This is a genomic window from Vibrio sp. RM-41-2B (genome assembly GCF_024744415.1).
In the GTDB taxonomy this organism is placed as follows: domain Bacteria; phylum Pseudomonadota; class Gammaproteobacteria; order Enterobacterales; family Vibrionaceae; genus Vibrio; species Vibrio diabolicus.
This window is the reverse complement of record NZ_JAMQWD010000005.1, coordinates 87,582-100,487: the sequence shown is the minus strand read 5'-3', so window position 1 is coordinate 100,487 and position 12,906 is coordinate 87,582. Positions and strand designations below refer to the sequence as shown.

At 45.9% G+C, this 12,906-nt stretch carries 11 protein-coding genes; 7 read left to right on the top strand and 4 right to left on the bottom strand.

The window, feature by feature from the left end; all coding sequences use genetic code 11:
• Window positions 1-98: 98 nt before the first annotated feature.
• Window positions 99-1,109 carry a putative 2-aminoethylphosphonate ABC transporter substrate-binding protein gene (locus NB463_RS03870; protein WP_025533230.1) on the bottom strand — a complete coding sequence of 337 codons (1,011 nt, stop codon included), beginning with the start codon at window positions 1,107-1,109 and terminating at the stop codon, window positions 99-101.
• Window positions 1,110-1,376: 267 nt separating this feature from the next.
• Between NB463_RS03870 and phnW the strand changes: the two genes are divergently transcribed.
• From phnW to phnX, 3 genes are all read left to right on the top strand, one after another.
• Entirely contained in the window at window positions 1,377-2,480 is a 1,104-nt protein-coding gene (gene phnW, locus NB463_RS03865) for a 2-aminoethylphosphonate--pyruvate transaminase (RefSeq protein WP_258431842.1), read from the top strand.
• A gap of 26 nt (window positions 2,481-2,506) precedes the next feature.
• Complete coding sequence (locus NB463_RS03860) at window positions 2,507-3,886, top strand: aspartate aminotransferase family protein (RefSeq protein ID WP_053808135.1); 1,380 nt, start codon at window positions 2,507-2,509, stop codon at window positions 3,884-3,886.
• 90 nt (window positions 3,887-3,976) lie between these two features.
• Window positions 3,977-4,792: a phosphonoacetaldehyde hydrolase gene (phnX, locus tag NB463_RS03855; protein ID WP_025503820.1), complete on the top strand. Its 816-nt coding sequence runs from the start codon at window positions 3,977-3,979 to the stop codon at window positions 4,790-4,792.
• Between the two features lie 76 nt (window positions 4,793-4,868).
• Here phnX and NB463_RS03850 read toward each other — a convergent pair whose 3' ends face one another.
• A complete protein-coding gene (locus NB463_RS03850) occupies window positions 4,869-5,897 on the bottom strand; it encodes a LacI family DNA-binding transcriptional regulator (RefSeq protein ID WP_203347684.1) in 1,029 nt (342 codons plus the stop codon).
• A gap of 249 nt (window positions 5,898-6,146) precedes the next feature.
• Between NB463_RS03850 and NB463_RS03845 the strand changes: the two genes are divergently transcribed.
• The 3 genes from NB463_RS03845 (at window position 6,147) to NB463_RS03835 (ending at window position 8,211) form a co-directional block, all read left to right on the top strand.
• A complete protein-coding gene (locus NB463_RS03845; RefSeq protein WP_021484352.1) occupies window positions 6,147-6,590 on the top strand; it encodes a PTS sugar transporter subunit IIA in 444 nt (147 codons plus the stop codon).
• Between the two features lie 67 nt (window positions 6,591-6,657).
• On the top strand, window positions 6,658-6,945 hold the full coding sequence (locus NB463_RS03840) for a PTS sugar transporter subunit IIB (RefSeq protein ID WP_020834885.1): 288 nt from the start codon (window positions 6,658-6,660) through the stop codon (window positions 6,943-6,945).
• A 9-nt stretch (window positions 6,946-6,954) separates the two neighbouring features.
• Entirely contained in the window at window positions 6,955-8,211 is a 1,257-nt protein-coding gene (locus NB463_RS03835; RefSeq protein ID WP_203347685.1) for a PTS ascorbate transporter subunit IIC, read from the top strand.
• Between the two features lie 122 nt (window positions 8,212-8,333).
• On the opposite strand, the gene NB463_RS03830 is transcribed toward NB463_RS03835, so the two are convergent.
• Together NB463_RS03830 and NB463_RS03825 are read right to left on the bottom strand one after the other, a co-directional pair.
• Window positions 8,334-8,681 carry a hypothetical protein gene (locus tag NB463_RS03830; RefSeq protein WP_005395359.1) on the bottom strand — a complete coding sequence of 116 codons (348 nt, stop codon included), beginning with the start codon at window positions 8,679-8,681 and terminating at the stop codon, window positions 8,334-8,336.
• A 9-nt stretch (window positions 8,682-8,690) separates the two neighbouring features.
• Window positions 8,691-10,724, bottom strand: coding sequence for a S8 family serine peptidase (locus NB463_RS03825; RefSeq protein WP_006741281.1), 2,034 nt, complete (start codon window positions 10,722-10,724; stop codon window positions 8,691-8,693).
• Between the two features lie 466 nt (window positions 10,725-11,190).
• Here NB463_RS03825 and NB463_RS03820 point away from each other — a divergent pair, with 466 nt between their 5' ends.
• Window positions 11,191-12,447 carry a type 2 secretion system lipase gene (locus NB463_RS03820; RefSeq protein ID WP_101911924.1) on the top strand — a complete coding sequence of 419 codons (1,257 nt, stop codon included), beginning with the start codon at window positions 11,191-11,193 and terminating at the stop codon, window positions 12,445-12,447.
• Window positions 12,448-12,906: the final 459 nt, after the last annotated feature.

The following is a 12,906-nucleotide window of genomic DNA, read 5'->3' as shown; positions in this document are numbered from 1 at the left end:
AACCTGAGTATCCGGCCATTAATGTGCCTCTACTTGTCGCAAGATGCAAAAAAGGAGAGCAACCGCTCTCCTTTTGACAATCGGATTTGTCGTAACCCTTATGATTTTGGCTCTGATTTCGCGTCAAATTTCTCAGACCATGTCGCTAAGATTTCTGCACGCTTGCTGCCCATTTGCGCGAAGTCCATCTTCGCCATGTTCTCTTGAACGTTCGGGAAGTTAGATACGGTCGCTTTCACTTCTTTATGTCCAACCACTGGGTACATTTCTACGTAAAGCTCATTTGCTGCTTTAGAGATTGACCAGTCGACAACACGCTTGGCTGCATCCGACTCTTTCACTAGGCCAACCGCTTCTGATTCCCAGCCAATGCCTTTAGGTGTGATAACCGCAAGTGGTGCACCTTGTGTTTTCAGCTTCGCGCCGCGGCTCGCCATCGAAATACCGATAGCCACTTCGCCCATACCTGCTTGAACGCATGGCTTAGAGCCAGAATGTGTGTAGTGTGCAATGTTTTTGTCTAGGTCACGCATGTAGTTCCATGCCTGATCTTCACCCATGTTTTGTAGCCAAGCAGACACCTGCATGTAACCAGTACCTGAAGAAGCGGGGTTAGGCATTGCAATGTGACCTTTGTAAACCGGCTTTGTTAGGTCTTCCCAGGACGTTGGTTTCGGTAGGTTAAGTTGTTTCGCTACCGCTTCGTTGAAACAAACTGCATTAAAGAACGCATCATTACCGAACCAAGCTTGGTTTGATTGAGGGTCGTTTAGATTCGCGTGCAGCTCTTCCAAACCTTTTGGTGTGTAAGGCTTAAGAAGACCTTCATCTTTAAGCAGTGCCATTGACGAGCCAGCAAGCCCCCAAACCACTTCGGCTTGAGGGTTGTTCTTTTCTGCCAGCAATTTCGCCGTCATGATACCTGTTGAATCACGAACCCACTTAATCTTGATATCTGGGTTGTCTTTCTCAAACGCAGACTTGTATTTCGCAAGAATGTCAGTTTCGAAAGCGGTGTAAACCGTCACTTCCTGTGCTGCCATTGCATTCGTTGCTAGCAGAGAGACAAGTGCAGCCAGCGATCCTTTCATCAAACGGTTTTTCATCATTTTCTCCAGTTAATTTGGCTAAGTTTTCATTTGGTCTGTACCAGTTGACGATAACCACCCTACTGAGCCTTTGTGACGAAATCATGACCATTAAATGGCAGTTTTGAGAAAATTATCGATAAATAGGCGACCAACTGATCGGTGAAATTTTGGATATGAAAGTTTTATGAAATTCACTAAATGGCTATTTACGACCCTTTTTCATCCTTGTTAGAGTGAACCCAACCTCTGGTGTAGACCAATAAAATTATTCTAATGGAAATCGAGATGAAAAACGAATACCTACTACTGACTCCTGGCCCTTTATCCACTTCTGAAAGCGTTCGTGAAGCCATGCTTAAAGACTGGTGTACTTGGGATGATGAATACAACAAAGACATTGTCGAAGTGATCCGCACTAAGCTTGTAAAACTGGCAACCAACCAAGACGGCTACACCAGCGTACTAATGCAAGGCAGCGGCACTGCGTCGGTAGAAGCCACGATTGGCAGCGCCATTGGCAAAAATGGAAAGCTGTTGGTTGTCGACAACGGTGCGTATGGTGCACGCATCGCTCAGATCGCTGATTACCTAAATATTCCATGCCATGTAGTTTCCCCAGGCGAAACATCACAGCCACACTTGAACGAGGTGGAAACTGCATTGGCATCGGATCCTGCGATCACACACGTGGCGATTGTTCACTGTGAGACAACCACTGGCATGCTGAACCCAATTGAGGCATTTGCTTCTGCAGCAAAAGCACACGGTAAAGTGGTGATTCTCGATGCTATGTCGAGCTTCGGCGGGATTCCAATGGACATCGCCGATCTTGGTATCGATTTTATGATCAGCTCTGCAAACAAATGTATTCAAGGCGTGCCGGGCTTTGGCTTTGTGATTGCGAAGCAAACGGAACTCGAAAAGTGCCAAGATCAGGCACGCTCTTTGAGCCTTGATCTTTACGACCAGTGGCACTGCATGGAAGTGAACCACGGCAAATGGCGGTTCACGTCTCCTACGCACACGGTTCGCGCTTTCTATCAAGCATTGTTAGAGCTGGAACAAGAAGGTGGTATTGAAGCTCGTCATAACCGTTACCAAACTAACCAGAAAACACTGGTTGCAGGTATGCGTTCTTTGGGTTTCGAGCCACTACTGAGTGATGATCTTCACTCGCCAATCATCACTTCTTTCTACTCTCCGACTCACAGTGATTACCAGTTCAAAGCGTTCTACACACGTTTGAAAGAGCAAGGTTTTGTAATTTATCCGGGTAAGGTATCAAACGCAGACTGCTTCCGTATCGGCAACATTGGTGAAGTTTACCCAGCAGATATCGAGCGCTTAATCGGTGCGATTGAAAAAGCAATGTACTGGCAAGTTGCTTAAAGCAGCCTTCTAATTGAGAGAGCGTTATGACTCAGAATATCAAACCGACCCATTTCCGCAGCGAAGGCGATGTCAACACGACACCAGCGCGCCAAGCTTGGAATGCATCGATGGACGACGAACGCACGCAAGCATTGTTGAAGCGTGATTCGGAGGTCTTTCTTCATCAAGCCATGTCGACGCCTTGCTTAGATACCTTGGAAGCAGCAGAAGGCATCTACATCCAAGATTCTACGGGCAAAAAGTACATGGACTTCCATGGCAATAACGTCCATCAGTTGGGCTACGGTCATCCGCATGTGATTAAACGTGTGCAAGAGCAAATTGCCAAACTGCCGTTTTCTCCACGTCGTTTTACCAATGAAACCGCGATTGAATGTGCCGAAAAACTCACGCAAATCTGTGGTGGAGAATTAAACCGCGTTTTGTTTGCTCCGGGTGGCACATCTGCGGTTGGCATGGCACTTAAACTAGCGCGCCACATCACGGGCAACTGCAAGGTAGTGTCTCTTTGGGATTCCTTCCACGGCGCATCGCTGGATGCCATCTCAGTGGGTGGTGAAGCGTGTTTCCGTCAAGGCATGGGACCATTAATGGCAGGTGTTGAGCGCATTCCACCAGCGGTGTCTTACCGTGGCGCTTTCCCAGTCGCGGACGGCAGCGATGTGCATTACGCCGATTACCTTGAATACGTGATTGAGAAAGAAGGTGGCGTGGGCGCGTTTATCGCAGAAGCAGTTCGCAACACGGATGTTCAAGTGCCAAGTAAAGCCTACTGGAAACGCATCCGTGAAATCTGTGACAAACACAATGTCATGCTGATCATCGACGACATTCCTAACGGCATGGGTCGCAGCGGTGAATGGTTCACCTACCAAGCCTACGACATCGAGCCAGATATACTCTGCATCGGTAAAGGTTTGGGCGGAGGCTTAGTGCCTATCGCAGCCATGGTAACCAAAGACAAATACAACACTGCCGAGCAAATCTCCATGGGTCATTACACTCATGAGAAAAGCCCTATCGGTTGTGCTGCAGCACTGGCAACCATGGAAGCCATTGAGCAAGACGGCTTGCTAGATAAAGTCAAAGCCGACAGCCAGTTCATGCGTGAAAAACTGCTAGAGATGAAAGCCAAATACCCAGTGATTGGAGATGTGCGTGGCATTGGCATGTTGTGGGGTATTGAGTTGGTCACTGACCACGAAAGCAAAGCGCGCGCGTATGACGAAGCGGAAGCTGTGCTGTACCAATGCCTCAACAATGGCGTGAGCTTCAAGGTATCGCAAGGCAATGTGATTCAACTCAGCCCACCGCTGATCATCACTCGCGAACAACTGATAGAAGCGTTGGCGATCTTCGAAGAAGCGATCGCCAAAGTGTGTAAAGACTTTAACTACTTTTAGGGTCAATAGACCTCAACAAAAACCAATTTATTCAGAGCGCCGTTTCAACGTGTAAGCAAGCGCTCTGGCAAGCAAGAAAAAGGATTGAACATGAGCAACTCACCAATTCAAGCAGTGATCTTTGACTGGGCTGGTACTATCGTCGATTTCGGCTCTTTTGCACCAACCAGTATCTTTGTGGAAGCGTTCAAACAAGGCTTTGATTTTGAAATCGGTCTTGAAGAAGCGCGTGAACCAATGGGGCTTGGTAAGTGGGACCACATCCAAGCTGTGGGTCGCATCCCTGCAGTTGATAAACGTTGGAATGAGAAGTTTGGGCGCTCAATGACCAACGAAGACATCGACGCAATTTACGCGGCATTTATGCCTCTGCAAAAAGCAAAAGTGGCTGACCACGCAGAACCAATCCTCAACGCAGTTGAAGTGGTAAACGGTCTGAAAGACAAAGGCATCAAGATCGGTTCTTGTTCTGGTTACCCTCGCGAAGTGATGGACGTACTGATTCCAGTTGCAGCGGACTACGGCTACCAACCAGATTACGTAGTAGCAACGGACGATCTGCCACAAGGCGGTCGCCCTGCGCCGTTCATGGCACTGAAAAACGTGATTGAGCTTGATGTAACCGACGTTAAAGCATGCGTCAAAGTGGACGACTCTGCACCAGGCATCTTTGAAGGTCACAATGCGGGCATGTGGACTGTGGGTCTGCTACTTTCTGGTAACGAAGCAGGTCTGACATTTGAAGAATACCAAGCCGCAGACGAAGCAACCTTAGAGAAAGCTCGTGAAAAAGCACGCGCGAAGTTTATCAAGAGTGCACCTCACTACTTAATCGATACCATCTCCGATCTGCCAGAGGTGATCGTAGATATCGAACAACGCCTAGCCGCGGGCGAACGTCCGTAGTTTTCGCTCATGAATTCAGAATGTAAAAAGCCTCTCCATCTTGAGAGGCTTTTTGTGTTTATGGAAAGCGGAAGTGTCAGTTAATCGCGGTACTTGCTCGACGCTTTAGCTTAAAGCCCATACTGGCCGGCCGTTCTTCTGGCTCACCTTTGATGGCATGCAACAGTTTTTCTGCCGCCTTGGTGCCCATGCGCTCGTAATCAAATTCTGCCGATGTCAAACTTGGGTAAGCGTGCTCCCCCATAGAAGAGCCTTCAAGACAAATAATGGCAATGTCGGTCGGGACTTTGAGAACACGGCGATGGCACTCAAAGAGCGCACCAATTGCTATCTCCTCATGGCTACACACCAAAGCATTCAAGCTTGAATCGCGCAGCAATAACTTCGCCAATCCTTCCGCACCCAATTGCGAAGATGGCGCTTCATGAGTCGTCAGAAAATGGTCTGGAGTGAGATAGTTTTCAATCATCGCACTTTGCCAACCGTGTAACTGGCGTTGCAACGTTGAGTGATTCCCGCGCGCCCCAATAAAACCAACGTTCTTAAAACCTTGTTCAATCAGATGTCTGGTACAGGCCTTACCCACTTCGAAGTGATCCACGCCAATGTTGAGATAACTGGCCTTTGAGCTCAGTTCGGCAATCTCTAACACTGGCGTATTTGACGCCTCTAACAGTTGATGCGTTCGCTGACTATGCTCACTTCCAAACAGTACAACGCCCGCAGGACGGCTCTCTAAAAAAGTCGAAAGCAACTTTTCTTCTTGCTCAATCGAGTAGTCGCTGTAACCCAGTAGTAATTGATAACCCGCTTTGTTTAACGCCTGTTGGAAGCTTGGTAAGAAATGCGCGCATGCTTTTTCAAACAGTGACGGAATGATAAGAGCGATGGAATAACTTTCTGCAGATGCGAGAGCCCCTGCGGCTTTGTTCGGGATATAGCCGAGCTCATCAACCACTTGTTGAATTTTTTCTCTCAGCTTATCGGATACCAGCTCTGGCGTTCGTAATGCTCGCGACACCGTCATCGTGCCTACGCCTGCTTGTTTGGCGACATCAGCCAAAGTGACATTGCCGGTACTTCTTCGTTTGCGAGGTTCGCTCATTGTTTTTATTTAATGTTCTCTAATTTCAGCTGCGACATCTTATCACAGCGCTTTAATGGTTTTGATATTAGCGCATTAGAACTCGAACACCAGCACATGAAACTTCGATGCCTGATAAAAATGATAGCGCTATCACAATTAATGGTAGCGCTATCAGATAGCGCTACCATTTGTGATCACTCTCAGGTTTTTCTGGCAAATTGATCGATAAAGTACGCAGCAACAAAACAACAAATCGGAAACATTCCAATGCTACGTGAACTGATTACCTCTGATGTCATTCGCATCCATTCTGACGCAACCGACTGGAAAGATGCGATCAGCAAATCTTGTGAAGCTTTGATTGAAAATGGCGCGATAGAACCAAGTTACGTTGAAGCAATTTACCTCTCGCACGAAGAGCTTGGCCCTTACTACGTGGTAGGTCCGGGCATGGCGATGCCACACGCTCGCCCTGAAGATGGCGTTAACCGTTTGTCACTGGCGATCACGGTGATCCAAAACGGCGTCAACTTTAACTCTGAAGAAAATGACCCAGTAAAAATGCTGGTCACGCTAGCGGCAACGGACAGTAATAGCCACGTTGATGCGATTTCGAAACTGGCGGAATTGTTTATGAATGAAGAGCATGTAGAGGCCATCTGCAACGCTCAAAGCAAAGAAGATGTTCTTGCGATCATCGACAAATACTAAGTTTTACTCCTGACATACCCCATTCACAAATGGGTATACCCCCTATAAAAAAGAAAAGGTCTGAATTATGAAAATTATGGTTGTTTGCGGTCACGGTCTTGGTACTAGCCTAATGATGGAAATGAGCATCAAGAGCATCGTAAAAGAATTGAACGTCGATGCCGCTGTGGATCACATCGATCTTGGCTCAGCAAAAGGCACAAGTTGCGACATTTTCATCGGCACAAAAGACATTGCAGAACAGTTGGAAGCACTTGGCGTTGAACAACGTATTGTAGCGCTTGATAACATGGTCGACAAAGTCGCAATGAAAGAGCGTTTATCTTTGGCACTTCAAGAGCTTGGCGCTCTATAAGGTGGCGTTATGGAATTCTTCAGTTTCTTAATGAACGATGTCCTATCAGAGCCAGCAGTTCTGGTCGGTCTCATCGCTCTAATCGGCTTAATTGCCCAGAAAAAACCAGTCACCGAGTGCATTAAAGGCACGGTAAAAACCATTCTTGGTTTCATCGTGCTTGGCGCAGGTGCAGGCTTAGTTGTGACTTCTCTGGGTGACTTTGCGACCATTTTCCAACACGCATTTGGCATTACAGGCGTGGTTCCAAACAACGAAGCTATCGTCTCTATCGCGCAAGAAGCGTTTGGTAAAGAGATGGCGATGATCATGTTCTTCGGTATGTTGGTGAACATTCTGATCGCTCGTTTCACGCCGTGGAAATTCATCTTCCTAACAGGTCACCACACGCTATTTATGTCGATGATGGTGGCGGCGATTCTGGCATCTAGTGGCATGAAAGGTGTTCCACTGATCGCTCTTGGCTCTGTGGTTGTAGGTTCTGTAATGGTGTTCTTCCCTGCAATTGCGCACAAATACATGAAGCAAGTAACAGGCTCAGACGATGTTGCGATTGGTCACTTCTCAACGCTTTCTTACGTCCTAGCTGGTTTCATTGGCAGCAAGTTTGGTAACAAAGAGCACTCAACTGAAGAGATGAATGTCCCTAAGAGCTTGTTGTTCTTACGCGATACGCCAGTGGCTATCTCGTTCACAATGGGCATCATCTTTATGGTGACGTGTTTGTTCGCTGGCGGTGATTTTGTCCGTGAAGTCAGTGGCGGTAAACATTGGTCTATGTTTGCGCTAATGCAATCCATCACATTTGCAGGTGGTGTGTACGTTATCCTGCAAGGTGTACGTATGGTTATCGCAGAAATCGTTCCTGCATTTAAAGGCATCTCAGACAAACTGGTTCCAAACGCAAAACCTGCACTGGATTGTCCGGTTGTGTTCCCATACGCGCCAAACGCGGTATTGGTGGGCTTCCTATCGAGCTTTGCAGCCGGTCTAGTGGGCATGTTCCTACTTTACGTGATGGGTCTTACTGTGATTATCCCTGGTGTTGTTCCACACTTCTTTGTAGGTGCTGCAGCAGGTGTATTTGGTAACGCTACAGGTGGTCGTCGCGGTGCAATCTTGGGGGCTTTTGCACAAGGTCTACTGATTACCTTCCTACCAGTATTCCTAATGCCAGTACTGGGCGACCTAGGCTTTGCTAACACAACATTCAGTGATGCTGACTTCGGCATTGTAGGTATCCTACTTGGCCTGATTGTGCGCTAAGCTTTTATTCTTATGAATGCAGAATTAGGCTCGTCGGCATTCATCTCTCAAAGGCTCTAGCAGGAAAAGCACTCAAACAAAACGCCCCTCACGTGAGGGGCGTTTTTCATATTGAGGCTATCTTATTGAGACAACAACTTTCTCGTTGGTTCTTGCTCGGTGTATTCAACGGATTCGTTACCAGATAGCTTATCGACGTCAGCTTGTTCGCCGCTCACCACCAGTACCTGTTGCTTCACCAACGCATCAACCACTTTAAGGTTATGTTGACGAAGAAGCGCTCTCACTTCGCTCTCTTTCCCTTTGTGATACTTAACAAAGTAACGCGTAGGTTGTTGCTCAGCTTGTTCAGAACGTTCATCCACGAGCGGAAATCCTTGATTGTTCGCCAAGCTGGCCGAGCTTAGTCCGATTGCCAATAGTGCGGTAGCACTCACCGCAGACAAAGAAAGTAAGGTCAACTTCTTCATAGCCACTCCTTATTGAAAAGTCAGAGTCCAACTGTTGATTGTGCCCGTGTCTCTTCTGGCACTGTCTACCGCTTTTAGTTCCCAAGAACCTTGTGATTCAAAACCAGAGAAATCCGCTTGGAAAGTGGCTTTGATATCGTTAGCGCTGCCGCCAGTATTATCGTGAAGCACGACTTCTCCACCAGTCGGTGAAGTTAGCGTCACTCGTAGGTCACCGATGTAAGTGTGGCTAATATCAACGTCAATACTTACTGTACCTGAATCACCAGAGCGATCGACATCTACTGCGCTGATTGCGCCAGAAGATTTGTTGTCAGGAATCGCAACAGGGCTGGTGTTTGAGAAGCTAGAGTCCGAAGAGCTACCGCCACCGTCAGGACCGTTACAGCCCGCATCCAAGAATAGTTTCGCCGCTTCCGCATTCACTAGGCCGTGACCTGTGCGGTTGTCTCGTCCAGCGACATCAATGTCTGTTGCCGTTTGAACTAGGGCATTACGTACTTGCGCTGCTGTACACGTTGGGTGGTAACTCCACACCAAGCCTGCTACGCCTGTTACATGAGGTGTTGCCATCGATGTACCATTGTAGTACTCGTAATCTTCACCAGAGGTGGTTGAAACCGTAATTTCTTGACCAACATACCCCAACAGCTCTTGACCAAATGCACGATCAACCGTTACCGAAACCATACGATAAGCGTTGTTTGTGTCAACCAAGAATGGGTTTTGTAAACCAGGTAGTTCAGAGTTGCTGTATACAATTGCAGCTCGTGCACCTGCATTGTAACAAGCCTGAACTGCATCCACTTCTGGGTAGTTACCTGAAGACTGGTTGCCAATACGCTCAGTCAAACAAATTTTGCCCGACATATCACCACAGTTAAAGTTACCGCCAGATACATCACAGCTATCTAGCATTGCTGTTACTGAACCAGCGATTGGATCCGGAACATACGAAGAACCGTTATTGATCAAACGATTGTGAGGGACAATACCGCGATCAAATTGGCTTACGCCATTCAAGGTAATATCAGAAAGTTTACCTTCGCCTACCGTAACCGTTGATAAGATCGCCACACCTGGGCCAGAGATCTCAACTTGATCAGTAGATTGCGAGAACGCCGCATGATCATTTTGGTTATCGACAGCAGCAACAGACATAACTGAATCGTAAGAAGCTGGGTAGCTGTGTGCGGTGTTACCGTCATTACCAGCTGCGGCGATTAGCAGAACGCCTTGATCGTAAATGTTTTGCAGTGCATTTTGCTCAGTTCGGCTTGATTGACTACCACCAAGACTCATGTTCACAACGTTGGCACCATTATCTGCACACGTTTGGATCGCTTTAACAAGTCCAGATGAGTAACCCCAACCTGATTCGTTAAATACTTTCACGATGTGTAAATTCACATTCTGGTTTGGCATCACACCCTTCACACCTTCGGTGTTGGCAATCGCTGCGATAGTACCTGCAACGTGAGTACCGTGGGCGTTATTGTTACCCGGATCGCTCCATGATCCTGTACCACTATCGTTGGTACCTGCAACACGGTTACCGCTTAGGTCGTTGTGCGAGATGTCGTACCCTGAATCGATAATACATACAGTGCGATTACCAGCATTGAAGTCATCTAACTGTTGAGCATTAACCGCTTCATAACCCCACGGGGTAGTTTCGCTTAGCAAATAGCGAGGCGGATCGACTTCGACATATTCCACATCACTGCGATTACGAAGTGGTTCTAAGTCATCACCATCCAACTCAACGCTGTAAATGGCGCGATTACCTAGTTTTTCCACCTTACGTGCCTTCACCTGTTCTAAAACAGACTCCTGCGCGATTCGTGGTCCCCAAAAAGAGTTACCACCCATTGAAGATCGGCTGACTGCATCTTCTTTGAATTTGACGATGTACTTCGTCGGTAACTTAGATTCATCAAATCCCATTGGTGGAGCCGCAAACGCTGACATAGAAGTGGTCAGTGCTATCGCTACGGCAGACAACGAAAATAAGCCTTGTTTTTTACTTGTTGTGTAGTGCATTTGCCCTATTCCTTATTTGAGCTAATTTTTATTCACTATATTCTCATGAAAAGTCATCACCATGATGTTCGCATGAGAGCTTCAGCTATAGTTTATAGGCCAAAAATGCCAAACAATTTGTTTCATGAATATACAACTTTGTACAAAAGATCATTCAATAAACATTTTTAGTTAACATCAAAAAGCATAAACAAAACCTTATAAAGCAATCACTTAATTAACAAAAAGTGAATGTTAAACTAATGTTAGTGAGTAATTATTCTAAATAATACACATTTAATCGATTGCTATGCTGAATGGATTTTTTGACTGTGGTGCCAAAACTGAAATATTGAATATTTAGTTGTTGACTGTCTTGAGTATTTACTCAGAATTAGAAGGTTTAGTGAGAAAAATTCTCATCTAAATACTGTTATAGCCGAGCGTATTCACGTATTCGGAACCATAACCATTACAAGAAGAGTGAATGATGAAAAAAACAATCACACTATTAACTGCATTACTTCCGCTTGCCTCTGCCGTTGCAGAGGAACCAACATTATCACCAGAAATGGTTTCTGCGTCTGAAGTGGTCAGCACGCAAGAAAACCAAACCTATACTTACGTTCGCTGCTGGTATCGTACGAGCCACTCTAAGGATGATGCGGCTACCGACTGGAAATGGGCAAAAAACCAAGATGGTAGTGACTTCACTATCGACGGTTATTGGTGGAGCTCTGTTTCATTTAAAAACATGTTCTACACCAACACCTCACAAAACGTGATTCGCCAGCGCTGTGAAGAAACACTAGATCTGGCAAACGAGAACGCAGACATTACGTTTTTTGCTGCTGACAATCGCTATTCTTATAACCACACGATCTGGAGCAATGATGCTGCAATGCAACCAGATCAAATCAACAAAGTAGTGGCTTTGGGCGACAGCTTGTCTGATACAGGCAACATCTTTAACGCTTCCCAATGGCGCTTCCCTAACCCAAACAGCTGGTTCTTAGGTCACTTCTCGAACGGTTTTGTTTGGACGGAATACGTTGCTAAAGCCAAAAACTTACCGCTTTATAACTGGGCAGTTGGCGGCGCAGCAGGTGAGAACCAATACATTGCGCTAACAGGTGTCGGCGAACAAGTTTCTTCTTACTTGACCTACACAAAACTGGCGAAAAACTACAACCCAGCGAACACATTGTTTACGTTGGAGTTTGGTTTAAATGATTTCATGAACTACAACCGTAGCGTGCCGGAAGTAAAAGCGGATTACGCTGAAGCTCTGATTCGTCTAACAGACGCGGGCGCGAAGAACTTTATGTTGATGACACTGCCAGACGCAACCAAAGCACCACAGTTCAAATACTCAACGCAGAAAGAAATTGAAACGATTCGCGCGAAAGTATTGAAAATGAACGAGTTCATCAAAGCACAAGCGATGTACTATAAAGCTCAAGGTTACAACATTTCATTGTTTGATACGCACGCGCTGTTTGAGACGTTAACCTCGGCACCAGAAGAACACGGGTTCGTGAATGCAAGTGAGCCTTGTCTGGACATCAACCGCTCATCCTCTGTTGACTACATGTACACCCATTCATTACGCTCTGAGTGTGCGGCATCTGGCGCAGATAAGTTTGTGTTCTGGGATGTGACTCACCCAACCACAGCCACGCATCGTTATGTTGCTGAAAAAATGTTGGAAAGCAGCAATAACTTAGAAGAGTTTCGCTTTTAATAAGACTTTCTTATAGGTTAAACTCTTAATCATCATAAATACGTTGATGATTAAAAATGGCCACGATATTTCGTGGCCATTTTGTTTTCATATACATGAGTCTAATTTATATTTAAATATAGATGAACAATAATTTAAATACAAAATTTCAAGTTATAAGTATTATAAACAAAACTTTTAAATACCAATAAACCAGTAAAATAAAAAATTATTCAATATGCCATCCATTAAAATTTGATTATGGTCATTTTGATTATGCATTTAAAGAGGAGTTAAGTGGCAAGTTAAATAAAAAATACCCACATAACACAGGTAAGACCGAGAGGAGTGTGTCATGTGGGTTTAAACGATAGTTCTCTTGCTGATTCGAACTACCAACGTTGGGATGCAATGGAAATACAAATGACTCAGAGTTTCCATCACGGACACTTTATCGCTGGATTTCCCTCTATTTGTTAG

Bases quoted from the DNA above. Each gene is read 5' to 3' on its own strand.
- NB463_RS03870 (WP_025533230.1), bottom strand. From the start codon at position 1,109: ATGATGAAAAACCGTTTGATGAAAGGATCGCTGGCTGCACTTGTCTCT.
- phnW (WP_258431842.1), top strand. From the start codon at position 1,377: ATGAAAAACGAATACCTACTACTGACTCCTGGCCCTTTATCCACTTCT.
- NB463_RS03860 (WP_053808135.1), top strand. From the start codon at position 2,507: ATGACTCAGAATATCAAACCGACCCATTTCCGCAGCGAAGGCGATGTC.
- phnX (WP_025503820.1), top strand. From the start codon at position 3,977: ATGAGCAACTCACCAATTCAAGCAGTGATCTTTGACTGGGCTGGTACT.
- NB463_RS03850 (WP_203347684.1), bottom strand. From the start codon at position 5,897: ATGAGCGAACCTCGCAAACGAAGAAGTACCGGCAATGTCACTTTGGCT.
- NB463_RS03845 (WP_021484352.1), top strand. From the start codon at position 6,147: ATGCTACGTGAACTGATTACCTCTGATGTCATTCGCATCCATTCTGAC.
- NB463_RS03840 (WP_020834885.1), top strand. From the start codon at position 6,658: ATGAAAATTATGGTTGTTTGCGGTCACGGTCTTGGTACTAGCCTAATG.
- NB463_RS03835 (WP_203347685.1), top strand. From the start codon at position 6,955: ATGGAATTCTTCAGTTTCTTAATGAACGATGTCCTATCAGAGCCAGCA.
- NB463_RS03830 (WP_005395359.1), bottom strand. From the start codon at position 8,681: ATGAAGAAGTTGACCTTACTTTCTTTGTCTGCGGTGAGTGCTACCGCA.
- NB463_RS03825 (WP_006741281.1), bottom strand. From the start codon at position 10,724: ATGCACTACACAACAAGTAAAAAACAAGGCTTATTTTCGTTGTCTGCC.
- NB463_RS03820 (WP_101911924.1), top strand. From the start codon at position 11,191: ATGATGAAAAAAACAATCACACTATTAACTGCATTACTTCCGCTTGCC.